Raw genomic sequence first — 24690 nt, forward strand, 5'->3', positions numbered from 1 at the left:
CTGCGGGGCCTGCGCCGGCATGGGCGAGGCCGCGGCCATGGGCGGCAGCGGCGGCGCCGGCACGGCCGCCGGCAGCGCGGCGGCCAGGCGCTGCGTCTGCCACCACCAGCCCCCTGCCAGCGACACCGCCAGCACGCCCGTCAGGACGATCACGGCCTCGCGCCGCGACACGCCGGCAGGCCGCGGCTTGACGGTCCGCACCGCGCCGCCGCCGTCCTGGGCAGCGGCTGAAGCCCCGCTGCCGCGCCGGTCCAGGTCGCGCAGCATCGTGTTGATGACGCTCATACCGCCCCCATCCATTCGAAGACCATGAAACCCAGCCCAAGCGCCGCCAGCGCGGCCAGGGCCGCGCGCGGCAACACCCGCGCGCGCAGCGACGCCGTGTCGGCGATGGCGCGGCGCATCTCGCGCCAGCCCACCCTGGGCCGGCCCGCGCCATAGGCGCACATCAGCGCCTTGTGCGCCACGATGTTCACCAGCCGCGGAAAGCCGCGCGTGCGCCACTTCAGCAGCCAGCGCGCGGGGGTGGAGAACACGCCCGCGCCCTGGTAGCCGGCCACCGACATGCGATGGTCCAGGTACTGCGCCAGCTCCTGGCGGCCCAGGGGCGCCAGCCGATACTCGAACGTGATGCGCTGGCGCAACTGCCGGATGGAGGGATGGTTGAGCCGCTCATCGAGCTCGGGCTGCCCAAAGATCACCACCTGCACCAGCTTGCGCTTCTCGGTCTCCAGGTTGGTGAGCAGCCGCAGCGTCTCCAGCGTCTCGATGGGCATGGCCTGCACCTCGTCCAGGCACACCAGCACGTGCCGCCCCTGTGCCGCCAGCTCCAGCAGGCGCAGGTTGAGCGACTGGATCAGCAGGTAGGCGTGATGGGTGCGCGCCGCACGCGCCAGCGGCTCGGTGCTCGCGCCCAGCTCGTCGGCCAGCGCCATGAGCAGCCCCATGGGCGTGAGGCAGGGGTTGGGCACGTAGGCCACTTGGAACTCCGAGCCCAGGCAGCCCAGCAGTTGCCGGCACAACATGGTCTTGCCGGTGCCCACCTCGCCGGTGATCTTGATGAAGCCCTCGCCCGTGCGCGCAGCCACCAGCAGCGTGTTGAGCGCCTGCTGCGAGGAGTGCGAAGCGAAGAAGTAGCTGGTGTCCGGGGTGATGCCGAAAGGCAGCTCCCGGAGCTGGAAGTGTTGCGCGTACATGGCGGGGAAGCCCTTCTCAGTCCGTGCGCATGCGGCTGTCCATGTCCTGGATGCGGCGCGACGCGGCGGCGATGTCCTCGGCCCAATCCGCCTCCATCTTGACCACCGTGGGCTTGATGAGGATGACCAGCTCGCGCTTGCTGGAAGCCTGCTCCGCCTTGCGGAACAGCGCGCCGGCCAGCGGCACGTCGCCCGCGCCGGGAATGGCCGAGCGCGTGTTGTTGCTGCTCTCGGTCATGAGGCCGCCGATGACCACCATGGTCCCGTCCACGGTCTTCACCACGCTGTCGGTCTCGTTGACGCTGCTCACGGCCAGCGGCACGGCCGCCGAGCCGGCCTGCGTGGACGAGGGCTTGAGCTTCTCGGTGATGGCGTTGACCAGCGCGTGCACGTGCAGCGTGACGCGGTCGCGCTCGTCGATCTGCGGCGTCACGTCCAGCGAGATGCCGGAGAAGAAGGGCTGATAGGTCAGCGTGGGCGGCACCGACACCGCGGCCGACGAGGCCAGGCTGGTGGAGCCCGGCGTGATGGCGGTGATGAAGGGCTCCTCGGTGCCGACCTTGATCACGGCCTTCTGGTTGTTGAGCGTGGCGATGCGCGGGCTGGAGAGCACGTGCACGTCGCCCTGCGTCTCCAGGAAGTTGATCAGTGCCGCGAACTGCGAGCCGCGCAGCGCCAGGCCCACGCCGGCGGTGAAGGCGCTGGTGCCCATGCCGTCGAGCATCTGCCCGCCCAGGAAGTCCGCCAGCGTGGCGCCGGTGGCCACGCGCCCGGCGGCGGGCGTGCCGGTGGCGCCCACCAGCGCGGTGTTGGCCCCCACGCCGCCGCGCACCAGGCCTTCGCGGAAGGCGGCCCAATTGATGCCCTGCTGCGAGTCCTTGTTGAGCTGGACGTCGATGACCTTGGCTTCGATGATGACCTGGCGCTCCACGGTGAGCTGCATGGCGCGCAGCAGCCGCTCCACGGTGCGCAGCTCCTTGGGCATGCCGCGCACCAGCACCGTGCCGCTCATCTGGTTGACGCTCACGGCGCGGCCGTCGCCGCAGCCCTCCACGCCGCGCAGCCGCTCGCCGGTGGGCGCGTCGCCCAGGTAGGACACGTCGGCGCGGCTGGAGGCGACGGCGGCGCTGCCGCCGCTGCCGGCGGCGCCGGCGCGCGCGCCGGAGGGGCCGAGCTTGGGAATCTGGCAGGCCAGGATGGTGCGCATCGAGTCTTCGAGTTCGCCCCAGAAGTCCGACTTGGAGATGGTGCTCAGCGCACTGGCCTGCGTGGAGCCGTAGCTGGCCGCGCCGCCGCCGTTGCCTCCACTGCCGCCGCTGCCGCCGGAAGACGACGAGCCGCCGCCGCTGCCGCCGCTGCCGGAGGAGCCCCCGCCGCCGCCCGTGGCCGCGCCGGCCACGACCTGGATGTCGCTCACGCCGCGGCGCTGGCCCAGCGTGTAGTTCACGATGTAGAAGCGCGTCTGCAGCTCCGGCGGCTCCACGACGATGCGCGTGCCGGAGACGCTGTACTCGTAGCCGTAGGTCTCGCGTATGGAGTCCAGCGCCTCGAACACGGTGACGTTCTTCAGGTGCACGGTGAGCAGCTCGCGGCGGCTGGCGGCGGCCGCGGCCTCGCCCTGCGCGCCGGACACGGGTGCGGCCGGCAGGCCGGCCCTTGGGCTGAGCAGGATGCTCCAGCGCGAGTCCGACGCGATGGCATGCAGCACCTGGCTGATGGGTGCGTCGGAAACCACCAGGTCAAAGCGCGGCTCGGCCTGCGGCACGGCGCCGCGCGGCAGCGTGCCGCGCAGCGGCGGCAGCAGCGACTGGCTCACGGCCGGCGGCAGCTCAGGCGCCGGCGCGGGCCGGGGCTGCGCGGCCTGGCGCAGCGTCTCGTCGATGCGCTGCTGCGTGGAAGGGTCGCGTGCGCTCTGCGGAGAAGCGCAGCCGCCCAGCAGCACGGCCGCGGCAAGAAAGGCACAGGTTTTCATGGGCGTTCTCCACCGTTGGAGCCGCGGGCGCCGGCCGCCGCGCGCGTGTTCTTGAGCACCGAGGGGTTGACCAGCAGCCGCTCGGAAGCGCCGTCCTCGCCGGAAAGGGTGACGCCCTGGGCGTCTATGCGCGTGACGCGCAGGCCGTTGACGCTGTCGCCCACGTGCACCATGCGCCCGTCGATGGCGGCGGCCTGGCGCCCGCCGCGCAGCAGGACGACGCGCAGCCCCGGCAGCGCATCGCCGCGCGCGGCGCCGGCATCCGGGCGGGCGTCGGCACCGGCGGCCGGGCGGAAGGACGCGCCCAGGCCGCTCATGGAATCCGCCGCCAGGGCGGCAGGGGTCGCGACGGCGGCCGCGGCGGCGGCCAAGGCCAGCGCTGCCAGGCGCGCGCGCCGGGGGCGGCGGCGATGGTGGTCGGACTTCATGGGCGAGGCTCCGCGATGCATCAGTTGAAGGGCGTTTCCGCGCGATTGCTCAGCGTGTAGAGGCTCAGCTGCAGGCTGGCCTGCGGGAAGTTGGCGGCGCTGAACTGCAGCCGGTCCCAGTACAGCTCGCCGGGCGCGCGCTGCAGGCTCTGCAGGTAGCGCAGCAGCGCGGCGAACTCGCCGTCCAGCGCGATCTCGGCGCGGTGGCGGTAGATGGAGGGCATGTCCGGCAGCGCCACCGGCGCCGCGCTGGCGGCCTGCGCCGCGGCGTTGGGGGCGCCGGGCTTGGGCGCGGGCGCCAGCGCCTGGCGCGCCATGGCGGGGGTGAACACGGCCTCGGCCGGCAGCGCCTTGAGCTGGGTGATGGCCAGGCCGGGCACGCCGGAAGCCGTTGGGCGCAGCACCGAGCCCCAGGCCATGGGCTGGCTCACGGCGGCCAGCAGCTCGCGCGAGGCTGCCACGCGCTGCCGCAGCTCGCCGCGCTCGCGCTGCAACTGGTCGGCCGCGGGCAGCGGCGCCGTGGCGGGCTGGGCTGAGAGCTGCGCCTGCAGCGTGCCCAACTCGGTGCGCAGCCGTTCGGACTCCTGCGCGGCGTGCACGGCGGCGTCGCGCGCGGGGGTGAACCACAGCGCCTCGGCCGCGGCCACCAGCGCCAGCGGCACGCCGGCCACCACCATCACGCGCTCGCGCAGCGAGAGGTCCTCCAGACGGTTCAGGAGCTGCAGCAACTTGGCTTTCATCATTCACCCCCGGTCATCAGCGCAGCCGGAAGGACACGGCGCCGCCCTGCCCGCCCTGGCCGCCGCCCTGCGGCAGCGGCTGCATCTCCAGCCCATCCAGCCGCGCGCCCAGGGGCTGCAGCAGCTCGTTGGCGCGGCGCGCGAAGCGCAGCACCGCCGCGCCGCTGCCGGCCACGCCCTGCACCTCCAGGCGCCGGCCGCCCTCGCCCACGTTGAGCGCCGTGAGCCACAGCCCCGGCTCCTTCACGCTGGCCAGCGCCCCCAGCGCCTGCAGGAAAGCGTCGGCGCGCCCGCCCTCGGCCGCGTGCATCGCGTCCGTCAACGCCTGCGCGGCCTGCGCCTGCGGCCTGAGCGACTCGACCTCCTGGCGCAACTGCAGCACGCCGGCGTTTTGCGCCTGCTCGCCGCGCAGCGCGGCCAGCCGCGCCTTGGCCTGCGAGAGCTGCTGCGCCAAATCGTCGCGCTCGCGCCGCGCCCGGGACGAAGCGGAGGAAACGTCGCTGCCGTGGTAGGCCACGCCCGCCAGGGCCAGCGCCAGCAGCGCCGCCAGCGACTTGCCGACCCCGAACGTGGCCGCGCGCGGCTGCAGCAGGTTGATGTGGATGACGCTGGCGTGCCGTCTCATGCCGCTTCCCTCATGCCGCGCAGCGCCGCGCCCAGGGCCACCATGCAGCGCGCCTGCAGCGCGGCGGACTGCGCCAGGTGCGGCACCTCGGTGAGGTCGAACACCTGCTCCAGCGCGAAAGGCAGCACCGGCTGCGCCAGCCGCGCGGACAGGAAGGTACCCAGCTCCGGCCACCTCGGCGCGGGGCCGGCCAGCACGCTGGCGGGCGGCAGGCCGGGATAGGCATGGCCCAGCACGTCCAGCGAGCGCTGCAGCTGCGTGGCGATGCGCTCCTGCTGGCGCTCGTGCGCGGCGGGGTCGGCGGCCCCCGGCTCCTCGGCCGCCAGCTCGGCGAAGCGGTCCAGGACCAGCGCGCCCTGGTGCGTGAACACCATGGCCACGCCCGCTGCCTCGGCGCTGAGCAGCGCCACGCTCTGGCCCGGCGGCTCCACCGCGCCGGCCAGGTTGCGCAGCGCCGTCTCGCGGATGTCCACCACCTTGGGCCGCACGCCGGCCGCACGCCAGGTGGCCAGCCGCGCATCCAGCGCCTCGGAAGGCGTGCTCACTACGTAGCCCTGGCGGCCGCGCGAGGGCGCCTGCTCCTGCGCGGGAATGGGCAGCCAGGCCAGGTTGTGCTCCTCCTGCGGCGTGTCCCCCTCGGTGCTCAGCGCCCAGCGCAGGCTTTGCAACAGCTCGCGCGCCGGCACCGCCGGCTCGGCCATCACGCGCAGCCGGTATTGAGAGCGCGAGAGCGTGCACAGCAGCGGCAGCCGCCGCTCCACCTGGCCCATGAGCCCGCGCAGCGCATCAGGCTCGGCCTGGGCGTCGGCGCACGCCACCTCCACCGCGGCCAGCACCCTTGGGCGCTGCCCGCCGCGCGCGGCACAGCGCACGCTCACGGCGCACATAGACCGCCCGTCGCCGCTGTCCAGCACCGTCCATCCGCTTGTATTGGCACCTAGTCCCATGTGTCCCACCTGAACCAGCCCGCGCGTTTACGCAAAGCCTCGTCCTGTTGTGAATCTCATGATTTGTTACGACGCCATTAAATACCCGCCCCCCATTCAAGACCATGCGCAAAATGTCCCGGCAAATACCGTGACAAGGCGGTACCCCATCCCCAGGATTGGTGAAAACCATCCCTCACTCATTCAAACAATCAAATATTGAACCGATGGCTTCACTGGTGGAGCGGCAGGCCGAAACAGGCAGAAAACACAGCCCTTCAGACCAGGCCTTAAGCAAAAAACGCCTGTCAATCCACGACTTTTCGTGAAGTAGCCTTGGATTTAACAATCTCCTGATCTTTCATCGAAAGGTTTTTGCCGGCGCCAGCAATCCGTCCAGCCGCTATTGGGTAAGCGCCTCCAGCCGCGCTGGGTAATGGCACGCGGTAGGTATTACCCATTTTGTTCAAGACCTTCCCCCAAAACCCGATCGAAACCCGATCAAAACCAGGACGCCGAATATTTCAGGGCATGGACTTATATGAAACGGTCCATTTAGCCTTGTAACGCGCCATCGACAGGGCCGACCGGCCAACCGCCGTCAGAAGGGATCCGGAGGAGGCGGCGGACGCGGACCGGCCAGGGGCAGCGCACCCCAAGACCGTTGACTTTTAAACCGTGAAGGAAACAGACATGAAGACGCGTTTCGGCAAGCTGGCTCAAAAGGGTTTCACGCTGATCGAGCTGATCATCACCATCGTGATCATCGGCGTGCTGGCGGCGGTGGCCATTCCGAAGTTCCAGAACCTCAGCGGCGACGCCGAGGTGGGCGTGGCCGCGGGCGTGGGCGCAGCCATCGCCTCGGCCACCTCGGTGAACTACGGCCGCAAGAACGTGCCCAACGCCACGGCCTGCACCGCGGCGAACACGCCCGCGGGCTGCACCTACTGGCCGCTGGCGATTTGCACCGACCTGGCCAACGCCGCGCTGACCGCCATGGTGGACGTCCCCGCCGGCTATACCGTGTCGGGCACCACCGCGCTGCCCACTAACGGCACCACGGCCACCTGCACGCTGAACACGCCCAACGGCCGCACGGTCACGTTCAACGCCTACGGCGCCTGAGCGAGCCCTGAGGACCGCTCCCGCCGCCGCCGCAGGGCCTGAAGCCTTCGCGCGGCGGGAGCGCTTTGCGCCCATTCCTGGCCTGAGCACCCGCGCATGAACACAAGGCTGCGCCGCTCCCGGCAGGGCTTCACCCTGCTGGAAGCCATCTTCACCATCGTGCTGCTGACGGCGTTGGGCGGCTTCGCCATGGCCAAGCTCGCCACGCCGGCCAGCCTGACGGTGTCCACGCAGGCCCAGGCCCTGGCCGACTTGCTGCGCCGCGCCCAGGGCCTGGCCATGGCCCGCGCCCAGCGCATGGGCGTGAGCGTGGCGGTGGCCGGCGGCAACGGCCGCGTGGCGCTGGCCTGCACCACCGGCACCACGCCGTGCAACACGGACGAGAGCCTCACGTTCAGCCAGGGCGTCTCGCTCGCGGGCGCCGCCGTGGTCTTCAACACCTTGGGCCAGCCCCTCAACGCCGCCGGCACGCCGCTGGCGGCGGACACCAGTTTCACGCTGAGCGTCACCAGCGCCGGCAGCACGGCGACCTGGACCGTCACGGTCGCCGCGCTGACGGGGCGCGTGTCGGTCAGCCCCTGACCCCGGCAAGACGCCATGCACACGCCACGCCTTTGCGCCCAAGCGCGCCGCGCCGCGGCGCGGCCCCGGGGCTTCGCGCTGCTGGAAACGGTGCTGGTCATCGGCCTGCTGGGCCTGGTGGCGGCCGGGCTGCTGAGCATGCAGCCCCGCGTCTTCGCCACCCAGAACGAGGCGCGCGACCAGTACGTGGGCCTGGAAATCCAGCGCGCCTGCGCCGAGCGGCTGCTGGGCCTGCGGCGGCAACTGGGTTTCACCAACGTCAACGCCAGCCTGTGCAACAGCTTGGGCGGCGTGGGCGGATTCGCCGCCAACCCTGGCGTGGCGCTGCTCGACGCCGCCGGCACCAGCATCACCACCTGCGCCAGCGCCACCTGCACGGCCACCATCACCCTCGCCCGCGCCAACGGCGCCGCCGCAGTGCTGCCGGCGCTCACGCTGCAGCTCAGCGCCTACTGAGGTCCGCGGCCATGGCTCCTGTCCCGTCCAGCGCCCGCCCTCGCCTTCGCCGCCACGCGCGGCCGCCGCGCCAGCACGGCTTCACGCTGGTGGAGCTCATCCTCTCGGCCGGGCTGCTGAGCCTGCTGGCCGTGACGGCCACCTTCTTCTGGGTCAACGGTTGGGAGCTGGCGCGCAGGGTCAATGCCGACAGCGCCGCGCTGGACGAGGGCCGCGCCGCGCTGGAGCGGCTGGCGCGCGAAATCCGCGAGCTCAAGTACGACCGCGCCAGTGCCGCCTACTGTGTGAGCACCATGACGGCCACGCAGATGGTGTTCAACAAGACCAGCGGCGGCTACGTCTCGGCCTGCGGCGGCGCGTCGCCGGCCTCGGCCAACGGCGACATCGCCGTCACCATCCAGTGGCCCGCCAACGGCACCAGCCTGAGCCTGCGCTATGCCGGCAGCCTGGCCAGCCCCGCCGCCACGCGCACGCTCACCGGCTACGCCAGCGCGTTTTCCATGCGCTACCTGGACGCGGCGCTCGCCACCACGACCAGCGCCGCGGCGCTGCGCTTCGTGGAGCTGAGCCTCACCGTGCAGCCGCCCGGGCTGCAAGCCACCCAGACCCGCACGCTGGTGGCCGTGCGCAACAACTGAAGCCCCGCGCGCCATGACGCCCCGCCTTCGCTCCCACGCCAGGCCCGCGACCCAGCGCGGCATGGTCACGGTCGTGGCCATGCTCTTCCTCGTCGCCACCGTGGTGTTCGGCCTGACGCAGATGCTCAACATGAGCAGCGGCAACGTGGCCGAGAGCCAGCGCCAGGCCGACCGCACGGCCGCCTTCTTCCTGGCCGAAAGCGGCCTGGAAAAGGCCCAGGCCAGCCTGGCCGCGGCGCTGGTGGGCAGCTACACCAACAACTCCTGCACCGGCATCGCCAGCACCTACACGCTGGGCCGCGGCACGGTGGGCCTGAGCGCCGTCTCCTCGCCCGCCAACTGCGACAACAGCGGCGCCACGCCCTGCGGCGCCTGCACCGTGACCTCGGTGGGCCGGGTGGGCAACACCCAAAGCACGCTGACGCAGGACATGAACCTCACCGTGCGCAACGGCGTCTACTGCAACGGCGCCACCACCGACTGCGCCAACTCGCCCACGCTCAACTGGCAGCTGCAGCTCCAGAACACGGCCGCCGTCACCGGCATCGGCCTCTTCGCGCTCACCTACGACGAGCAGGGCAACAACCAGGCGAGCTGCGCCGCCGCCTCCAACTGCCGGCTGCAGATGAGCGTGAGCTCGCCGGCCGCGGGCAACAACAGCGTGGGCCTGATGGGCAACGCGGTGCTCATCCCGGCCGGCAGCACCTACCCCATCTACCAGACCATGACCAAGGGCCGCAACAACCTCGCGGAGGTGGGCGGCTTCTTCCTGGGCACCAGCGCGCCCACGCTCACCGGCCCCACCACGGCCGCCGGCGCGGCCAGCTACTGGAACACCCGCAACAACGACGCCACCTCCAAGACCGTGGGCTCCAACGGCAGCAGCACCGGCGGCACCAACGACGGCACGGCCACCAGTGGCGGCACGTGCGCCGCGCCCGGCACCACCACGCAGAGCTGCACCAGCTGGTGCCAGGGCGGCGACACGCTGGTCTTCTCCTTCTCCGCCAACGTCACGCAGCTCAGCGATGAGCTCAGCGGCGTGACCTTTGGCACCAACGCCGGCACGGGCCAGAACGTGGCCATGACGCGCATCGCCAAGTACCCGAGCCCGCAGGTCACCGGCGCGCCGGCCAACGTGAACGCGGAAATCTGGTACGCGCGCAACCCCAACTTCACCGGTACCTCGCCGCTGGCCGTCAACGCCTCCTCCTACAAGGGCCGCGGCAGCGGCGCCGTGGGCGCGCGCTGGGTGAGCAACAACGCCGACACCACCAGCATCAGCAGCGGCACGCTCACCGTGGGCGCCAGCTTCACGGGCAACCCCGGCCAGGTCATCAGCGTGGGCGACACGGTGTCGTGGTCCGGCGGCAACGGCAACCCGAGCTGCCCCACCAACACCAGCTGCGGCACCGTCACGGCCCAGGTGACGCCGCTGCTGGCCAATGAACAGTTGGGCGGCCGCGGCCGCTACCAGCTCAGCGGCGCGCTCAACGTGCCCTCGGCCAACAACCGCACCTGGACGGTGAGCTCCACCGTGCTGCGCGTCTCGGCCTGCACCGTCTGCCACTTCGCGGCGGGCGACGCGCTCTCCGGCCTGGTTTCGGGGCGCAGCATCAGCAGCCAGGCCACACCGAACAACGGCTACGGCGCCACCGAGGCCACGGGCGGCGTGGGCCGCTACGCCATCAGCGGCGCGGCCACCTACGTGGCGCCCGGCACCAACCTCTACGCCGGCACGCCGGGCAGCACGCTGTACCTGCCCGCCACGTCCAGCCAGCCCACGGTCACGTCGCCGCAGATGCTCATCGCGCTCAAGTCCGGCACCGGCGCGATCACGCCCGGCACGCGGGTGACGGCGGTGAGCGCGGCCAACGCCGCCACCACCGCCTTCACCGTGAGCACCACGCCCACCACGCCGCTGGACGGCGCCACGCTGTGCGCGGGCACCTGCGCCTTCTTCGTCCCCAACACCGACACCACCTTCGCCCTGGGCGGCGTCACCGCCAACTTCAACGGCTGGGCCGGCGGCTTCACCTGCCTCAAGGGCGTGGACCTCACGCCCCAGCCCGTGACCAGCTCCACCACCAGCACCGCGCGCTGGACCGAGGCCGTGCAGTGAGGCCATGACGTGAAAACGCCCGCCGTCCGGCCCATCTCCGCAACCACCCCCCCCCACAGCAAAGAGGCTCACATGCAAGCCACCACCAAACCCCTGACCCTGGGCACCGTGCTGATCGAGCAGGGCCTGCTGCGCCCCGACCAGCTCGCCCAGGCCCTGGCCGAGCAAAGGAACAGCGGCCAACTGCTGGGCAAGGTGCTCGTGGCGCTGGACATGGCCAGCGAGGAGCAGGTGGGCCAGGCCATCGCGCGGCAGCTGGGCCTGCCCTTCGTGGACCTGCGCCGCTTCGACGTGCTGCCGGACGTGGTGCGCCAGCTCAGCGAGCAGCACGCGCGCCGCTTCGGCGCCGTGGTGCTGGAGCAGCGCGGGGACGACGCCTGCCTGGTCGGCGTGGTGGACCCCACCGACCTGCGCGCGCAGGACGCGCTGGCCCAGCTGCTGCGGCGCCATGTGGAGCTGGCCGTGATCACGCACGAGCAGCTGCTGGCCACCATTGACCGCATCTACCGCAAGACCGAGCAGATCGGCGCCTTCGCCCGCGAGGTGGAGCGAGAGATCGACGACCAGGACCGGGTCATCGACCTGACCTCCATGGGCGGCACGCTCAGCGACGACGAGGCCCCCATCGTCAAGCTGCTGCAGACCATCTTCGACGACGCCGCGCGCGTGAACGCCTCGGACATCCACTTCGAGCCCCAGGAGCACGCGCTGCTGGTGCGCTTTCGCATAGACGGCGTGCTGCACGTGCAGGTGCAGGCCGACCCGCGCATCACGCCGGCGCTCATCGTGCGCCTGAAGCTCATGGCGCAGCTGGACATCGCCGAGCGGCGGCTGCCGCAGGACGGGCGCATCACGGTGAAGTCGGCCGACTCGCGCTTCGACATCCGCATGTCCACCATGCCCACGCAGTACGGCGAGTCGGTGGTGCTGCGGCTGCTGCGCCAGGGCGGCACGCGCCGGCGCATCGAGGACCTGATGCCGCCCTGGGCCGCCGAGCGCATGGACCGCGCCATCCGCGCGCCGCACGGCATCGTGCTGGTCACGGGCCCCACGGGCAGCGGCAAGACCACCACGCTGTACGCCGCGCTGGAAACGCTCAACGACCCCGGCGTGAAGATACTCACCGCGGAGGACCCGGTGGAGTACCGCATGGCGGGCATCAACCAGGTGCAGATCAACGACAAGATCGAGCTGACCTTCGCCCGCGTGCTGCGCTCGCTGCTGCGCCAGGACCCGGACGTGCTGCTGGTGGGCGAGATACGCGACAACGAGACCGCCGATATCGCCGTGCGCGCGGCCATGACGGGCCACATGGTGCTCTCCACCCTGCACACCAACGACGCGCCGGGCACGCCGGCGCGGCTGCTGGACATGGGCGTGCCCGGCTACATGATCGCCTCCACGCTGCGCGCGGTGGTGGCGCAGCGGCTGCTGCGCGTGTCCTGTGCCTACTGCGCCGAGCCCTATGAGCCCACGCCCAACGAGCGCGCCTGGGTGGCCCACCACGCCAGCGCCCACGAGCTGTCGCTGGCCAGCTTCCGCAAGGGCCGGGGCTGCTCGCGCTGCAATGGGCTGGGCTTCAGCGGCCGCCGCGGCGTGCACGAGGTGCTGGAGATCAGCCTGCCGCTGACCGAGGCGCTGCAGCGGGCCGACGTGCAGAGCGTGGAACGCCTGGCGCGCGAGCAGATCGCCGGCCGCACCCTGGCCCACGGCGCCGTGGCCATGGCGCTGGAGGGCCGCACCACCGTGGCCGAGGCCATGACCATCGCCCACTGACCGTCGCGCACCCGGCGGCGCCCTCACACCGGAGCACTCCACATGCAGACCTACCTCTACGAAGGCCGCAACAAGCTCGGCGAGCGCATGAAGGGCCGCATCGAGTCCACCACCCCGCAGGCCGTGGCCCGCTGGATGCTGGACAGCGAGATCTCGCCCGTGCGCATACGCCCAATGCCCAAGCCGGTGGAATCGCCCCCCTGGCTGGCCGAGATCACGGGCGAGAACAAGGTGCCCATCCTGGAGCTGCAGATGCTCACGCGGCAGCTGGCCAACATGGTGCGCGCGGGCATGCCGCTGCTGCTGGCCATAGAAGGCATTCAAAAGACCACCGGCCACAAGGCGCTGGCCAAGGCTTTGACTGCAGTGCGCAACGACCTGGACCGCGGCCTGGAGCTGAGCGCGGCCTTCTCGCGCCACCCGCACATCTTCGACGACTTCTACGTGAACATGGTGCGCGTGGGCGAGCAGTCCGGCCGCCTGGACGACTGCTTCCAGGCCCTGTACCGGCAGATCGAGTTCGACCGCGACATCCGCAAGAAAGTGAAGTCCGCCGTGCGCTACCCGAGCTTCGTGCTGGGCGCCGTGGCCATAGGCCTGGCGGTGCTGATGCTGTTCGTGATCCCGGTGTTCGCCTCCACCTACAAGAGCCTCAAGGCCGAGCTGCCGCCGGTGACGCAGGTGCTCATCGCCATCTCCAACTTCAGCCGCGAGTACTGGTGGGTGCTGCTGGCCGGCGGCGGCGGCGGGGTGGCGCTGCTGCGGCGCTGGCTGGCCACGGAGCGCGGGCGCTACCGCTGGGACAAGCTCAAGACCAAGCTGCCGGTGGTGGGCAGCATCATCTCCAAGTCCAGCGTGGCGCGCTTTTGCCGCAACTTCGCCATGGCCAGCCGCAACGGCGTGCCGCTGGTGGCGGCGCTGGAGCTGGCCGCGCGCGTGGTGGGCAATGCGTTCTACGAGCGGCGCATCCTGCAGATGCGCCGCGGCGTGGAGCGCGGCGAGGGTTTCACCCGCGTGGCCACCGGGGCGGGCATCTTCAGCTCCATGGAGCTGCAGATGATCAGCGTGGGCGAGGCCACCGGCGACGTGGAGGAGATGCTGGAGCAGATCGCCCAGATCCACACCGAGGACGTGAACTACGAGGTCAGCAAGCTCAGCGAATCGGTGGAGCCCATCCTGTTGGGCGTCATGGGCCTGCTGGTGGGCATGCTGCTGCTGGGCGTGTTCTCGCCGCTGTGGAACCTGGGCCAGGCCGCCCTGCACCCGGCCGGGCACTGAGCGGTTGCGGGGGCAATCAGCCGGGTCAGTAGGTCTTGTAGGGCAGGAACTTGCCCGACATCGTGATGCTCACCCGGTCGCCTGCCGGGTGGGGGTCGCGCTGCAGGTCCATCCTGAAGTCGATGGCGCTCATGATGCCGTCGCCGAACTCCTCGTGGATCAGCTCCTTGAAGGTCGTCCCGTACACGCTCACCAGCTCGTAGAAGCGGTAGATCAGCGGGTCGGTGGGCACGCTGGTGGGCAGCGAGCCCTTGTAGGGGACGACCATCAGCCACTTCTTCTCCTCGTCGGTGAGGCCGAAGAGGTCGGCCACCACGGCGGCCTGCTCGGCATTGAGCGTCATCTGGCCCAGGCAGGCGGCCGTGACCCATTCCTTGCTCAGGCCGACCTGGTCGGCCACGTCGGACCACTTCAGGCCCTTGGACACCTTGGCGGCGATGATCTTTTCGGTGACGTCCAGGCGGCTCATGTTGTCGTGTCTCCTTGCGGCATTGGCGGGTGGGCACCCGCGCGGCGGCGGCACGGCAGGCACCGCCGCAGTGCACGGCGGCCGGCCCCGCCACCCCGGCGCGGGTGGAAAAGGTGCGCCGGCATCAAGAGGCTGCCGGCGCGGGGCGCCAGTCCGCAAGGGCCGTGCCACGCGCAGCCGCGCGGTGCGGCCCGCGCCGCTCAGTATTCGCCCTTGAGCAGCCCGTCTATGGCGTGCGCCTGCTCTATGGGCTGCAGCTCGTCCACCACGCGGCCACCCAGGTGGCGGCGCACCTCGGCCGGCAGCGACGCGAAGTAGGCGGGCGTGAGCTGTATGTCGTGGCGCTCGCCGTTGCGGGCGTCCGGCGCGTCCACGCCCACCACCAGCACGGGGCGCGACGACTGCGAGCGGTTGGCCGTGCCGCGGTGGACGGTGAGCGCCGAGCGCGCGGAGATGTCGCCCATCCTGGGCATGCGCACCTGGCGCAGCGCCTCGTAGCGCGGGTAAAGCTCGCGCGGCGGGAACATGCCGGCCTCGCGGCGGCCGCCGGCCTCGGCGTCCAGGCCGAACTCGTCCCACTGCGTGCCGGGAGCGATCTCGAAGGGGCCCATCTCCGCCGTGGTGTCCACGGCCGTGAGGTTGAAGGCCAGCGAGCTCAGGCGGCGGCCCATGGCCGTTTCCGGCGGCATGGGGAAGTCGCGGTGCCAGGGCTGGTCCTGCGCGCCGGGGCCAGGCACATCGAAGCCGATCTCTATCACCTTGTAGTCCGGCCCAAGCACGGCGCGGCACACGGCGACGAACCAGGGGTGGGTGACGATGTCGATGAAGCCGCGCAGGCGCTCGGGGTGGACCTCGACGTAGTAGCGCTCGGGGCCGCGCGGCAGCGCGCCGCGGGGGCGGGCGCGGGCTTCGGCGAAGAGGGTGTCGATGTCCTCGCGCAGCCGCTCGACCCAGGCGCGCTCGAAGGCGCCGCGCAGGGCGATGATGCCGTCGCCGTAGAGGCCGCCCATGATGGCGGCGGTGTCGTAAGGAGCCTGCGGCGCGGGGCCGCCGGGGGCTGGGGTGTTCATGCGCTGTGTCTCCCGCAGGCTGCCAAGTCAGCCCAGGAGACGGGGCAGGCAGCGCGCCCGCCCCGGCTTCAACGCTCAGGGCGCGCCGTAGCCGCCGCCGCCAGGCGTGTCGATGACGAAGCGGTCGCCGGCTTGCATTTCCACCGAGCCGATGTGCCCCAGCGCCTCCTCGCGGCCGTCCGCCCGCAGCACGCGGTTGCGGCCGGGTTCGCCGGGGCTGCCGCCTGACAAGCCAAAAGCCGGGTGCACGCGGCCATTGGAGAGGATGGAGGCCGTCATGGGCTCCAGGAAGCGCAGCACCCGCGTGCCGCCGTCGCCGCCGCGCCAGCGGCCGGCGCCGCCGGAGCCCGGCCGAATCTCGTAGCTCTCCAGCCGCACCGGGAAGCGGTACTCCAGCACCTCGGGGTCGGTCAGGCGCGAGTTGGTCATGTGCGTCTGGACGACGGCCGTGCCATCAAAGCCTTCGGCCTCGCCGCCCAGGGCCACGCCGGCACCGGAGCCGCCGGAGACCGTCTCGTAGTACTGGTATTTCGCGTTGCCGAAGGTGAAGTTGTTCATGGTCGGCTGCGCGCCGGCCAGCACGCCCAACGCGCCGTAGAGCGCGTTGGTGACGCAGGTGGACACCTCCACGTTGCCGGCGACCACGGCAGCCGGCGGCGCGGGGTTGAGCATGCAGCCCTCGGGGACGATGACTTCGATGGGCTTCAGGCAGCCGGCGTTGAGCGGGATGTCGTCGTCCACCAGCGTGCGGAAGACGTAGAGCACGGCGGCCATGGCCACGGCCTTGGGCGCATTGAAGTTGTCGTCGCGCTGGGGCGACGTGCCGGTGAAGTCCACCACCGCCGAGCGCGCCTGGCGGTCCATGCGCAGCGCGACCTCGATCTTCGCGCCGTTGTCCAGCGGCAGCGTGAAACGGCCGTCGCGGGTGAGGGCCGGGTCCAGGCGGGCGATCGCCATGCGCACGCTTTCCTCGGCGTTGTCCTGCACGTGGCGCATGTAGGCCTGCACGGTGTCCAGGCCGAATTGGGCGACCATGGCGTGCAGCTCCTGCACGCCCTTTTCGTTGGCGGCGATCTGCGCGCGCAAGTCGGCCAGGTTCTGCTGCGCGTTGCGCGCCGGGTAGGAGCCGCTTTGCAGCAGCGCGAGCATTTCCGCTTCACGCAGCCGGCCGCCTTCGACCAGCAGCACGTTGTCGATGAGCACGCCCTCTTCGCCGATGCGGCGCGAGAAAGGCGGCATGGAGCCCGGCGTGATGCCGCCGATGTCGGCGTGGTGGCCGCGCGAGGCCACGTAGAAGAGCACGGCCGTGCCGCCCTCGTTCCACACGGGCGTGACCACGGTCACGTCGGGCAAATGGGTGCCGCCGTGGTAGGGATCGTTGAGGACGAACACGTCGCCCGGACGCATGCCGGGGTTGCGCGCGATCACGGTCTTGATGGACTCGCTCATGGACCCGAGGTGCACGGGCATGTGCGGTGCGTTGGCAATCAAATTGCCTTCGCCGTCGAAGAGGGCGCATGAAAAATCCAGGCGCTCCTTGATGTTCACCGAGTAGGCCGTGTTCTGCAGCCTCAGGCCCATCTGCTCGGCGATGTTCATGAAGAGGTTGTTGAAGACCTCCAGCATCACCGGGTCCACCTGCGTGCCCACGGCGCGGGCGGCGGCGCGCGGCGCGACGCGGGTGAGCAACAGGTCGTGCAGCCCGGTGAGCCGCGCCTGCCAGCCGGGCTCGACCACGGTGGTGGCGTTGGCCTCGGCGATGATGGCCGGGCCGTCGATGACGGCGCCCGGCAGCAGCGCCTCGCGTTGGTACAGGCCCGCGTCGCGCCACTGGCCGTCCACGTGCATGCGCACGCCGGCCTGCTTGAGCGGGCGGTGCTCATGAGCTGCGTCGGCCGCCTGTTGCGGCTGCGCGCCGGGGCCCACGGCCTCCACGGCGGCGCTCTCGATGACCAGCGCGCGGCCGGGCATGAGGAAGGCAAAGCGCGTGCGGTAGGCCGACTCGAACGCGGCGCGCACCTCGGCCTCGGTGCCGAAGGGCACTTCCAGGGCCGTGTCCGTGCCCTGGTAGCGCAGGTGCAGCCGGCGCACGATGCGGATGTCGCCGTCCTCAAAGCCCTGCGCGGCGATTTCGGCCGACGCCTCGGCGCCCAGGCGATCCAGCAGCGCCTGCGCGGCGGCCAGGCCCTCGCCGTCCAGCGTGCGCTCCACGGTGGCTTCGCGCAGCGCGAGCTGGTCGGCCAGGCCCATGCCGTAGGCCGAGAGCACGCCGGAGAGCGGGTGGATGAACACGCGCGTCATGCCGAGCGCGTCAGCCACGGCGCAGGCGTGCTGGCCGCCGGCGCCGCCGAAGCACTGCAGCGTGTACTGCGTGACGTCGTAGCCGCGGGCCACGGAGATTTTCTTGACGGCATTGGCCATGTTGGCCACGGCGATCTTGAGGAAACCTTCAGCCAGGGATTCGGCCGTGGTTGGACGGCCCGTGACGCGGCCGACCTCCACGGCCAGCGCGGCGAAGCGGCGCTGCACGGTCTGGCGGTCCAGCGGCTCGTCGGCGCTTGGGCCGAACACGGCCGGGAAGTACGCCGGCTGCAGCCGGCCCAGCATGACGTTGGCGTCCGTCGTGGCCAGCGGGCCGCCGCGGCGGTAGCAGGCCGGGCCGGGGTTGGCGCCGGCGGAGTCCGGCCCAACGCGCAGCCGCGCGCCGTCGAAGTGCAGGAGGGAGCCGCCCCCGGCCGCCACGGTGTGGATGCTCATCATGGGCGCGCGCATGCGCACGCCGGCCACCTGCGTCTCGAAGGCGCGCTCGAACTCGCCGGCGAAGTGCGACACGTCCGTGCTGGTGCCGCCCATGTCGAAGCCGATGACGCGCGACTGCCCGCCCGCCAGCGCCGTGCGCGCCATGCCCACGATGCCGCCGGCCGGCCCCGACAGGATGGCGTCCTTGCCTTGGAAGCGGTCGGCGCGGGTGAGGCCGCCGCTGGACATCATGAAGTACAGCGGCACGCCCGGCATCTCGGACGCCACCTGCTCCACGTAGCGGCGCAGGATGGGCGACAGGTAGGCGTCCACCACCGTCGTGTCGCCGCGCGAGACGAACTTCATCAGCGGGCTCACCTCGTGGGAAGCCGACACCTGCGTGAAGCCCACTTCGCGCGCCAGCGCCGCGGCCCGCGCCTCGTGCGCCGGCTCGCGCCAGGCGTGCATGAAGACGATGGCGCAGGCGCGCAGGCCGGCGTCGAAAGCGGCTTGCAGCTCGGCGCGCAGCGCGGCCTCGTCCAGGGCGCGCAGGACCTGCCCTTGCGCGTCCAGCCGCTCGGCGGCCTCCACCACGCGCTCGTACAGCAGCTCCGGCAGCACGATGCGGCGGTCGAACAGGCGCGGGCGGTTCTGGTAGGCGATGCGCAGCGCGTCGCGGAAACCGCGCGTGGTCACCAGCAGCGTGCGCTCGCCCTTGCGCTCCAGCAGCGCGTTGGTGGCCACGGTGGTGCCCATCTTCACGTTGGCCACCTGGTCGGCCGGGATGACCGCGCCCGCGGGCAGGCCCAGCAGGCGGCGAATGCCCTGCACGGCGGCGTCGCGGTACTGCTCGGGGTTGTCGGAGAGGAGCTTGGCGGTGGCGAGGCTGCCGTCCGGGCGCCGGCCCACGATGTCGGTGAAGGTGCCGCCGCGGTCTATCCAGAACTCCCAGCGCTTCGTGTCCGTCATGGCTTGGCTTCCTCGTCGTCCTTCGTCCGTGCATCCGTGCGCCGGGGGGCGCGGGTTCAGCATAGCCGCAATCCCCTGCCCCCCGAGGCAGGCGGTGCCGGTCCGTGGTGGCGGGCCGGCTCAGCAGAATTCCCGTTGACGACGCCCACCGCAGCGGCCGCCGCCCGGTGCGGCCGCGCAAGCTTTCGAAGGAGCCCCCATGTTGAAACCCCTGCTGGCCGCCCTGGCCCTGGGTGCCGCGGCGCTGGCCGCATCGGCACAAACCGTTTGGGAAGCCGCCACGCCCTTCCCCGAAAAGGACTTCCAGGCCGAGAACCTGGCCCAGTTTGCCAAGGACGTTGAGAGCGCATCCGGCGGCAAGCTCAAGATCAGCATCAAGCGCGACGCCGCGCTCAAGCCCGCCGACGCCAAGCGCGCGGTGCAGAACGGCCCGCTGGCGCTGGCCGACCTCCGGCTGGCCGACGTGCAGTCCGAATGGGCCACCTTCGGCGTGGACAGCGTGCCCCTGCTGGCCAGCGGCTACACGGCCGCGCGCAAGCTCTACCAGGCGCAGCGCGTGCCCATCGGCAAGAAGCTCGCGGGCCAGGGGCTGGTGATGCTGTATTCCGTGCCCTCGCCGCCGCCGGGCCTGTTCGTGAAGAAGCCCGTGAGCAAGCTGCTGGAGCTGCGCGAGCTCAAGTGGGCCGCCTACAGCCCCGCCACCGAGCGCATGGCCAAGCTGGTGGGCGCCAAGCCCGTGGCCCTGGCCGCGGACCACGTGGCGCAGGCCGTGGCGCAGGGCCAGGTGGACGCGGCGCTGGTGGCGGCCGACGGCTTCAACGCCGACGCCTTCGAGCCCATGCACGCGTTCGTGGACCTGCAGGCCTGGCTGCCGCGCAACGGGCTGTTGATGAACCTCAAGGCCTTCGAGGCGCTGGACAAGGACACGCGCGCCGCCGTCGTGAAGGCCGCCATCGCCGCCGAAAAGCGCGGCTGGAAGGAGTCCGAGACACGCCACACCCGCTTCCTGGGCCTGATCAAGGACATGGGCATGGACGTGGTCACGCCGTCCGAGCCGCTGCGCACCGGGCTGCAGAAGACCGTGGGCGAGCCCATGCTCGACGAGTGGCTGCAGCGCACCGGCCCCGAGGGCAAGCAGCTCATTGACGACTACCGCCGCTGAGGCGCGCCGGGCGCCGGGGGTTTCCCCTGGCGTGAAAAATTCACACGCAACGCGCGCGCGGGCAGCTACACCGCGCGCGTTGCCTACAGTCCGGCCGTTTTCGAACGATCACCTCGTTCAGCCAATTCGTTCAGCAGAAACAGGCGCTGGTTCCGGACTCCTCGAATGCAGGCGGATGCACTCCTCGATCAGCCCTGCCCGTGGATTTTGAGGATCAAGCGTGACGCTCTTATTGCAGGACTCGTGTTGCCCGCCCGCGGCGAACACCGACGCAGCGCTGCGCCGGCTGGCTGACGAGATCACGGTGCTGGTGTGGGTGATCGACGAGCACGGCGTCATCACCCAGCTCAACCGCCAGGCCCGCGTCTACTTCGAGCGGCCCAGCCAGTTCTCCTTCTCGGCCTGGCGCAGGTTCATCCACCCGGAGGACAAGCCGCGGGTGCGTGCCGCGCTGGCCAGCGCCACGGCCGCGCGCGAGGACTACCAGATCCGCTACCGCCTCGTGCGCAGCGACGGCAGCCTGCGCTGGATGAAGGGCGTGGGCGCGCCGTGCTTCGACGCGCAGGGCCGCTACTGCGGCTACGCGGGCACGATCACCGACGTGTCGGCCTCGCACGCGCTGCGGGAGCAGCTCACCCGCAGCGAGGCCGAGTACCGGCTGCTGGCCGAAAACGCCAGCGACCTCATCACGCGCCACGACGCCGCCGGGCGCTACGTCTACGTCGCACCCGCGTGCGAGCACCTGCTGGGCTACACGCAGGCCGAGCTGCTGGGCCGCAACGCCAACGAGCTCATCCACCCGCAGGACGTGGGCGCCGTGCGCGCCGAGGTCGAGGCCCAACTGGCGCACGGCCGCCACCCGGCGCAGATCGAGCTGCGGCTGCGCCACCGCGACGGGCACTACGTGTGGCTGGCCACCGCCACGCGCGCGATGGCCGACCCCGACACCGGCGCGCTCAGCGGCACCGTGGCCGTGTCGCGCGACATCTCCGTCGAGAAGGCGATGCGCGAGCAGTTGCAGGTGCGTGAGGAGCGCTACCGCAGCCTGGCCTCGCTGCTGTCGGACTGCTACTGGGAGACCGACGCCCAGGGCCGCTTCACCGTCATGGGCCCCGAGGCCTCGTCGTGGCTGGGCATGGACGTGGGCTGCCTGCTAGGCAAGACCCGGCTGGACCTCGCCGCCGACCCCGCCGACCCCGGGCTGCAGGAGTACCTGCGCCGCTTCGCGCAGCGCCAGCCGTTTCGCGACCTCTGCTACGGCGTGCGGTCGCAGCACGACCAGGAGCCCTACTACATGTCCATCGCCGGCGAGCCCATGGTGCGCGACGGCAGCTTCGTCGGCTACCGCGGCATGTCGCGCAACGTCACGGAGCAGCGGCGCATCGAACAGCGGCTGCAGGCCCTCAGCGACGAGAACCGCAACCTCATAGACAACTCGCTGGACATGGTGTGCACCCTCGACGCCGAGGGCCGCTTCCTGCGCATCAACCCGGCGGGCTGCCGCATCACCGGCTATGCCGCGCAGGAGCTGCTTGGGCAGCGCTGGCACCAGTTCGTGCACCCGCAGGACCGCGAGCACGCGCTGCGCGTGGACCGCAACGCCTTTGGCGACGGCCACGACGAGCTGCACGACTTCGAGATCCGCTGGGGCACCAAGGACGGCAGCGAGGTCTGCCTGGCATGGTCGGCCAAGTGGGTGAGCGCCCAGCAGATGCTCTACGTCACGGCACGCGACATCACGCTGCGCAAGCAGGCCGAGCAGCGGCTGCGCCGCCTGGCCACCAGCGACATGCTCACGGCCTTGCCCAACCGCGCGCGGCTCTACGAGCACACGGACCACATGCTGGGGCTGGTACCCAAGGACCGCGATTCGCTGGCGGTGATGTTCATCGACCTGGACCGCTTCAAGGAGGTCAACGACTCCATGGGGCACGAGGCCGGCGACCTGCTGCTGCAGCAGGTGGCGCGGCGGCTGCGGCTGCGGCTGCGCCCCAACGACATGGTCGCGCGGCTGGGCGGCGACGAATTCGTCGTGGTGCTGCCCTGCGACCATGGAGCCGACTCCGCCGCGGCGGTGGCGCGCAAGCTGCTGGAGCAGTTTGACGAGCCCATGCTGTTGGGCGGCCAGGAGGTGTTCGTCGGCGCCTCCATAGGCATCGCGCTGTACCCGCGCGACGGCCAGACCAAGGAGGCCCTGTTCCAGAGCGCCGACAGCGCCATGTACCGCGCCAAGTCCGGCACCGGCGGCCGCGGCAGCGGCAACTACCGCTTCTTCACGCCGGAGATGCACGAGCAGGCGCGCGCGCGGCTGACGCTGGAGAGCGCCCTGCGCCGCGCGCTGGAGCGCCGCGAGCTGGAGCTGCACTACCAGCCGCGGCTGGACGTGGCGACGCTGCAGGTGGTGGGCATGGAGGCGCTGCTGCGCTGGAACCACCCGCAGCTCGGCAGCGTGCCGCCGGCCACCTTCATCCCGCTGGCCGAGGACACGGGGCTCATCAACGCCATGGGCGCCTGGGTGCTGCGCCAGGCCTGCCGCCAGAACCAGCTGTGGGTGCAGACCCTGGGGCGGCCGCTGAAGGTCTCGGTCAACCTCTCGCCGCGCCAACTGCACGATCCGCAGCTCGTGGCGGACGTGCAGTTGGCCCTGCGCGAGGCCGGCATGGCCCCGGCGCTGCTGGAGCTGGAGCTCACCGAAAGCTCGCTGATGCAGGACCCGCAAGCCGCCGCGCTGACGCTGCAGCGGCTCAAGGCCCTGGGCCTGGAGCTCTCGGTGGACGACTTCGGCACCGGGCACTCGTCGCTGTCCTACCTGTGGCGCTTCCCGGTGGACGTGCTCAAGCTGGACCGCACCTTCCTGCCCCGGCTCACCAGCTCGGTCGAGTGCGGGCAGGCGGGCAAGCTGGCGCCGGCCATCGTGCACCTGGCGCACACGCTCAACCTGCGCGTGGTGGCCGAGGGCGTGGAAACGCGCGAGGTGTTCGACTTCCTGCGCGACGCCGGCTGCGACGAGGTGCAGGGCTATTTCTTCTGCAAGCCCGTGCGGCCGGCCGAGTTCGAGCGCTACTTGCGCAGCGGCATGGCCGCCGCGCCGGGGGCGGGTTCGTAAAGGGCGGACCAAAGGGTGGACAATTCCATCCCGCGCCGGCGCGGCGCGGGCTGTGTCCTTGTTGCCGGAACCCCCTGCCATGCCCTTGCTGCTGCCTCCCAGCGTGATGTCGCTGGACGACATCCTTCCCCAGGAACCCCTGCTGATGATGGGCGCCGGTCCCGTGCCCATCCCGCACAAGGTGTCCTACGCCAACTCCATCGTGATCAACCACTTGGGCGAGACCATGAACAAGGTCATCGAGCAGGTGAAGGCCATGGGGCGCTACGTGTTCCAGACCGAGTCGGAGCACGTGCTGGGCGTGGCCGGCCCGGGCTCGGCGGCCATGGAGATGGCCATTGCCAACCTGGTGACGCCGGGCGAGCGGGTGCTGTCCATCTGCAACGGCTACTTCTCGCGCCGCATGGCCGAGATGGCCACGCGCGTGGGCGGCCTCGTGACGGTGCTGGAGGTGCCCAACTTCGAATTCGCCGCCGCCGCGGCCGTCGAGGAGGCGCTCAAGGGCGGCGACTACAAGGTCGTGACCATCGTGCAGGGCGAGACGTCCAACACGGTGTTCAACCGCGAGCTGGAGGCCATCACGCGGCTGGCGCATGCGCAGGGCTGCGTGGCCATCGTGGACGCGGTGTGCACGCTCAGCACCATGCCGCTGGAGATGGACGCGTGGAAGGTGGACGCGGTCATCACCGGCGGGCAAAAGGGGCTGTCCTCCATTCCCGGCGTGTCGCTGCTGGCGCTGTCGGAGAAGGCGTGGCGCAAGATCGAAAGCCGCAAGCACGTCCTGGCGCACTGGTGCCTGGACGCGCTGCTGGCCGACAACTTCTGGAACAAGAAGTCCTACCACTACACCGCGCCGGTGTCGGGCGTGCTGGCGCTGCACGAGGCGCTGCGCCTGGTGTGCGAGGAGACGCTGCCCAAGCGCTTCGAGCGCCACCTGGTGTGCTCCAAGGCGCTGCAAAACGGCATCGAGGCCATGGGGCTGGAGCTGCTGGTGCCCGAGGCGGCGCGGCTGAACTCGGTGATCGGCATCAAGGTGCCCGTGGGCATCTCGGCCGACGCGGTGCGCTCCTACATGTCGCGCGTGCACCGGGTGGAGATCTCCGGCTCCTTCGGCCTGGAGATCGTGCGCATCGGCCAGATGGGCGAGCAAAGCCGCGCGCACAACCTGTTCCGCACGCTGCACGCGCTGGGCGCGAGCATCCAGTACGCAGGCGCGGCGCTGGACCTGCCGGCAGGCATCGCCGAGCTGGAAAAGGGGCTGGCGCAGGAGAGCGTGACGGTGGCGTGAGCGCAAGCGGCCGGCCGCCTGTG

At 71.2% G+C, this 24690-nt stretch carries 20 protein-coding genes and 1 pseudogene; 11 read left to right on the forward strand and 10 right to left on the reverse strand.

Features of this window, described 5'->3' with window-relative positions:
- The 7 genes and pseudogenes from ALA01S_RS12045 to pilM all read right to left on the reverse strand — a co-directional run.
- Nucleotides 1–285: pseudogene (locus ALA01S_RS12045) on the reverse strand (hypothetical protein); the annotation flags it as partial.
- On the reverse strand, nucleotides 282–1196 hold the full coding sequence (locus ALA01S_RS12050; protein ID WP_066336565.1) for an ExeA family protein: 915 nt from the start codon (nucleotides 1194–1196) through the stop codon (nucleotides 282–284). The pseudogene ALA01S_RS12045 and the gene ALA01S_RS12050, both read right to left, overlap by 4 nt.
- A 16-nt stretch (nucleotides 1197–1212) precedes the next feature.
- Nucleotides 1213–3168 (reverse strand): secretin GspD/PilQ domain-containing protein, encoded by a 1956-nt coding sequence (locus ALA01S_RS12055; RefSeq protein WP_066336567.1) that lies wholly within the window; start codon nucleotides 3166–3168, stop codon nucleotides 1213–1215.
- Nucleotides 3165–3596, reverse strand: coding sequence for a hypothetical protein (locus tag ALA01S_RS12060; RefSeq protein ID WP_066336568.1), 432 nt, complete (start codon nucleotides 3594–3596; stop codon nucleotides 3165–3167). Before ALA01S_RS12060 ends, ALA01S_RS12055 begins: the two co-directional genes overlap by 4 nt.
- A gap of 20 nt (nucleotides 3597–3616) precedes the next feature.
- A complete protein-coding gene (locus ALA01S_RS12065) occupies nucleotides 3617–4336 on the reverse strand; it encodes a hypothetical protein (protein WP_157118962.1) in 720 nt (239 codons plus the stop codon).
- A 16-nt stretch (nucleotides 4337–4352) separates the two neighbouring features.
- Complete coding sequence (locus ALA01S_RS12070) at nucleotides 4353–4961, reverse strand: hypothetical protein (RefSeq protein ID WP_066336572.1); 609 nt, start codon at nucleotides 4959–4961, stop codon at nucleotides 4353–4355.
- Nucleotides 4958–5908: a type IV pilus biogenesis protein PilM gene (gene pilM / locus ALA01S_RS12075; RefSeq protein ID WP_157118963.1), complete on the reverse strand. Its 951-nt coding sequence runs from the start codon at nucleotides 5906–5908 to the stop codon at nucleotides 4958–4960. Before pilM ends, ALA01S_RS12070 begins: the two co-directional genes overlap by 4 nt.
- A 161-nt stretch (nucleotides 5909–6069) precedes the next feature.
- On the opposite strand from pilM, the gene ALA01S_RS33945 reads away from it, so the two are divergent.
- The 8 genes from ALA01S_RS33945 (at nucleotide 6070) to ALA01S_RS12110 (ending at nucleotide 13864) form a co-directional block, all read left to right on the forward strand.
- The gene (locus ALA01S_RS33945; protein WP_169805908.1) at nucleotides 6070–6216 is read left to right on the forward strand and encodes a hypothetical protein; all 147 of its coding nucleotides are present in this window, start codon (nucleotides 6070–6072) and stop codon (nucleotides 6214–6216) included.
- Between the two features lie 364 nt (nucleotides 6217–6580).
- Nucleotides 6581–7012, forward strand: coding sequence for a prepilin-type N-terminal cleavage/methylation domain-containing protein (locus tag ALA01S_RS35315; protein WP_066336576.1), 432 nt, complete (start codon nucleotides 6581–6583; stop codon nucleotides 7010–7012).
- A gap of 96 nt (nucleotides 7013–7108) precedes the next feature.
- A complete protein-coding gene (locus tag ALA01S_RS12085) occupies nucleotides 7109–7594 on the forward strand; it encodes a pilus assembly FimT family protein (RefSeq protein ID WP_066336579.1) in 486 nt (161 codons plus the stop codon).
- Between the two features lie 15 nt (nucleotides 7595–7609).
- Entirely contained in the window at nucleotides 7610–8050 is a 441-nt protein-coding gene (locus ALA01S_RS12090; protein WP_066336581.1) for a hypothetical protein, read from the forward strand.
- An 11-nt stretch (nucleotides 8051–8061) separates the two neighbouring features.
- Complete coding sequence (locus tag ALA01S_RS12095; RefSeq protein ID WP_066336582.1) at nucleotides 8062–8688, forward strand: prepilin-type N-terminal cleavage/methylation domain-containing protein; 627 nt, start codon at nucleotides 8062–8064, stop codon at nucleotides 8686–8688.
- 13 nt (nucleotides 8689–8701) lie between these two features.
- Entirely contained in the window at nucleotides 8702–10810 is a 2109-nt protein-coding gene (locus ALA01S_RS12100) for a hypothetical protein (protein ID WP_157118964.1), read from the forward strand.
- 72 nt (nucleotides 10811–10882) lie between these two features.
- Complete coding sequence (locus tag ALA01S_RS12105; protein WP_066336588.1) at nucleotides 10883–12586, forward strand: GspE/PulE family protein; 1704 nt, start codon at nucleotides 10883–10885, stop codon at nucleotides 12584–12586.
- Between the two features lie 42 nt (nucleotides 12587–12628).
- The gene (locus tag ALA01S_RS12110) at nucleotides 12629–13864 is read left to right on the forward strand and encodes a type II secretion system F family protein (RefSeq protein ID WP_066336591.1); all 1236 of its coding nucleotides are present in this window, start codon (nucleotides 12629–12631) and stop codon (nucleotides 13862–13864) included.
- 25 nt (nucleotides 13865–13889) lie between these two features.
- On the opposite strand, the gene cynS is transcribed toward ALA01S_RS12110, so the two are convergent.
- From cynS to ALA01S_RS12125, 3 genes are all read right to left on the reverse strand, one after another.
- On the reverse strand, nucleotides 13890–14333 hold the full coding sequence (gene cynS / locus ALA01S_RS12115) for a cyanase (RefSeq protein WP_066336592.1): 444 nt from the start codon (nucleotides 14331–14333) through the stop codon (nucleotides 13890–13892).
- A gap of 200 nt (nucleotides 14334–14533) precedes the next feature.
- Complete coding sequence (locus ALA01S_RS12120; protein ID WP_066336595.1) at nucleotides 14534–15403, reverse strand: phytanoyl-CoA dioxygenase family protein; 870 nt, start codon at nucleotides 15401–15403, stop codon at nucleotides 14534–14536.
- A 75-nt stretch (nucleotides 15404–15478) separates the two neighbouring features.
- Entirely contained in the window at nucleotides 15479–19111 is a 3633-nt protein-coding gene (locus ALA01S_RS12125) for a hydantoinase B/oxoprolinase family protein (protein ID WP_066336599.1), read from the reverse strand.
- 199 nt (nucleotides 19112–19310) lie between these two features.
- Here ALA01S_RS12125 and dctP point away from each other — a divergent pair, with 199 nt between their 5' ends.
- The 3 genes from dctP to ALA01S_RS12140 all read left to right on the forward strand — a co-directional run bounded on the left by dctP (nucleotide 19311) and on the right by ALA01S_RS12140 (nucleotide 24667).
- On the forward strand, nucleotides 19311–20273 hold the full coding sequence (gene dctP, locus ALA01S_RS12130) for a TRAP transporter substrate-binding protein DctP (protein ID WP_066336603.1): 963 nt from the start codon (nucleotides 19311–19313) through the stop codon (nucleotides 20271–20273).
- Between the two features lie 220 nt (nucleotides 20274–20493).
- On the forward strand, nucleotides 20494–23379 hold the full coding sequence (locus tag ALA01S_RS12135) for a sensor domain-containing protein (protein WP_084267478.1): 2886 nt from the start codon (nucleotides 20494–20496) through the stop codon (nucleotides 23377–23379).
- A 79-nt stretch (nucleotides 23380–23458) separates the two neighbouring features.
- Complete coding sequence (locus ALA01S_RS12140; RefSeq protein ID WP_066336608.1) at nucleotides 23459–24667, forward strand: pyridoxal-phosphate-dependent aminotransferase family protein; 1209 nt, start codon at nucleotides 23459–23461, stop codon at nucleotides 24665–24667.
- Nucleotides 24668–24690 lie beyond the last annotated feature (23 nt).

The organism is Azohydromonas lata NBRC 102462, assembly GCF_001571085.1.
Taxonomy (GTDB): domain Bacteria; phylum Pseudomonadota; class Gammaproteobacteria; order Burkholderiales; family Burkholderiaceae_C; genus Azohydromonas; species Azohydromonas lata.

Excerpts from the sequence above, each read along its gene's own strand:
- ALA01S_RS12050 (WP_066336565.1), bottom strand. The coding sequence starts at position 1,196 with ATGTACGCGCAACACTTCCAGCTCCGGGAGCTGCCTTTCGGCATCACC.
- ALA01S_RS12110 (WP_066336591.1), top strand. The coding sequence starts at position 12,629 with ATGCAGACCTACCTCTACGAAGGCCGCAACAAGCTCGGCGAGCGCATG.
- ALA01S_RS12065 (WP_157118962.1), bottom strand. The coding sequence starts at position 4,336 with ATGAAAGCCAAGTTGCTGCAGCTCCTGAACCGTCTGGAGGACCTCTCG.
- ALA01S_RS12070 (WP_066336572.1), bottom strand. The coding sequence starts at position 4,961 with ATGAGACGGCACGCCAGCGTCATCCACATCAACCTGCTGCAGCCGCGC.
- ALA01S_RS12085 (WP_066336579.1), top strand. The coding sequence starts at position 7,109 with ATGAACACAAGGCTGCGCCGCTCCCGGCAGGGCTTCACCCTGCTGGAA.
- ALA01S_RS35315 (WP_066336576.1), top strand. The coding sequence starts at position 6,581 with ATGAAGACGCGTTTCGGCAAGCTGGCTCAAAAGGGTTTCACGCTGATC.
- ALA01S_RS12090 (WP_066336581.1), top strand. The coding sequence starts at position 7,610 with ATGCACACGCCACGCCTTTGCGCCCAAGCGCGCCGCGCCGCGGCGCGG.
- cynS (WP_066336592.1), bottom strand. The coding sequence starts at position 14,333 with ATGAGCCGCCTGGACGTCACCGAAAAGATCATCGCCGCCAAGGTGTCC.
- ALA01S_RS12100 (WP_157118964.1), top strand. The coding sequence starts at position 8,702 with ATGACGCCCCGCCTTCGCTCCCACGCCAGGCCCGCGACCCAGCGCGGC.
- pilM (WP_157118963.1), bottom strand. The coding sequence starts at position 5,908 with ATGGGACTAGGTGCCAATACAAGCGGATGGACGGTGCTGGACAGCGGC.
- dctP (WP_066336603.1), top strand. The coding sequence starts at position 19,311 with ATGTTGAAACCCCTGCTGGCCGCCCTGGCCCTGGGTGCCGCGGCGCTG.
- ALA01S_RS12105 (WP_066336588.1), top strand. The coding sequence starts at position 10,883 with ATGCAAGCCACCACCAAACCCCTGACCCTGGGCACCGTGCTGATCGAG.
- ALA01S_RS12055 (WP_066336567.1), bottom strand. The coding sequence starts at position 3,168 with ATGAAAACCTGTGCCTTTCTTGCCGCGGCCGTGCTGCTGGGCGGCTGC.
- ALA01S_RS12060 (WP_066336568.1), bottom strand. The coding sequence starts at position 3,596 with ATGAAGTCCGACCACCATCGCCGCCGCCCCCGGCGCGCGCGCCTGGCA.
- ALA01S_RS12140 (WP_066336608.1), top strand. The coding sequence starts at position 23,459 with ATGCCCTTGCTGCTGCCTCCCAGCGTGATGTCGCTGGACGACATCCTT.
- ALA01S_RS12125 (WP_066336599.1), bottom strand. The coding sequence starts at position 19,111 with ATGACGGACACGAAGCGCTGGGAGTTCTGGATAGACCGCGGCGGCACC.
- ALA01S_RS12120 (WP_066336595.1), bottom strand. The coding sequence starts at position 15,403 with ATGAACACCCCAGCCCCCGGCGGCCCCGCGCCGCAGGCTCCTTACGAC.
- ALA01S_RS12095 (WP_066336582.1), top strand. The coding sequence starts at position 8,062 with ATGGCTCCTGTCCCGTCCAGCGCCCGCCCTCGCCTTCGCCGCCACGCG.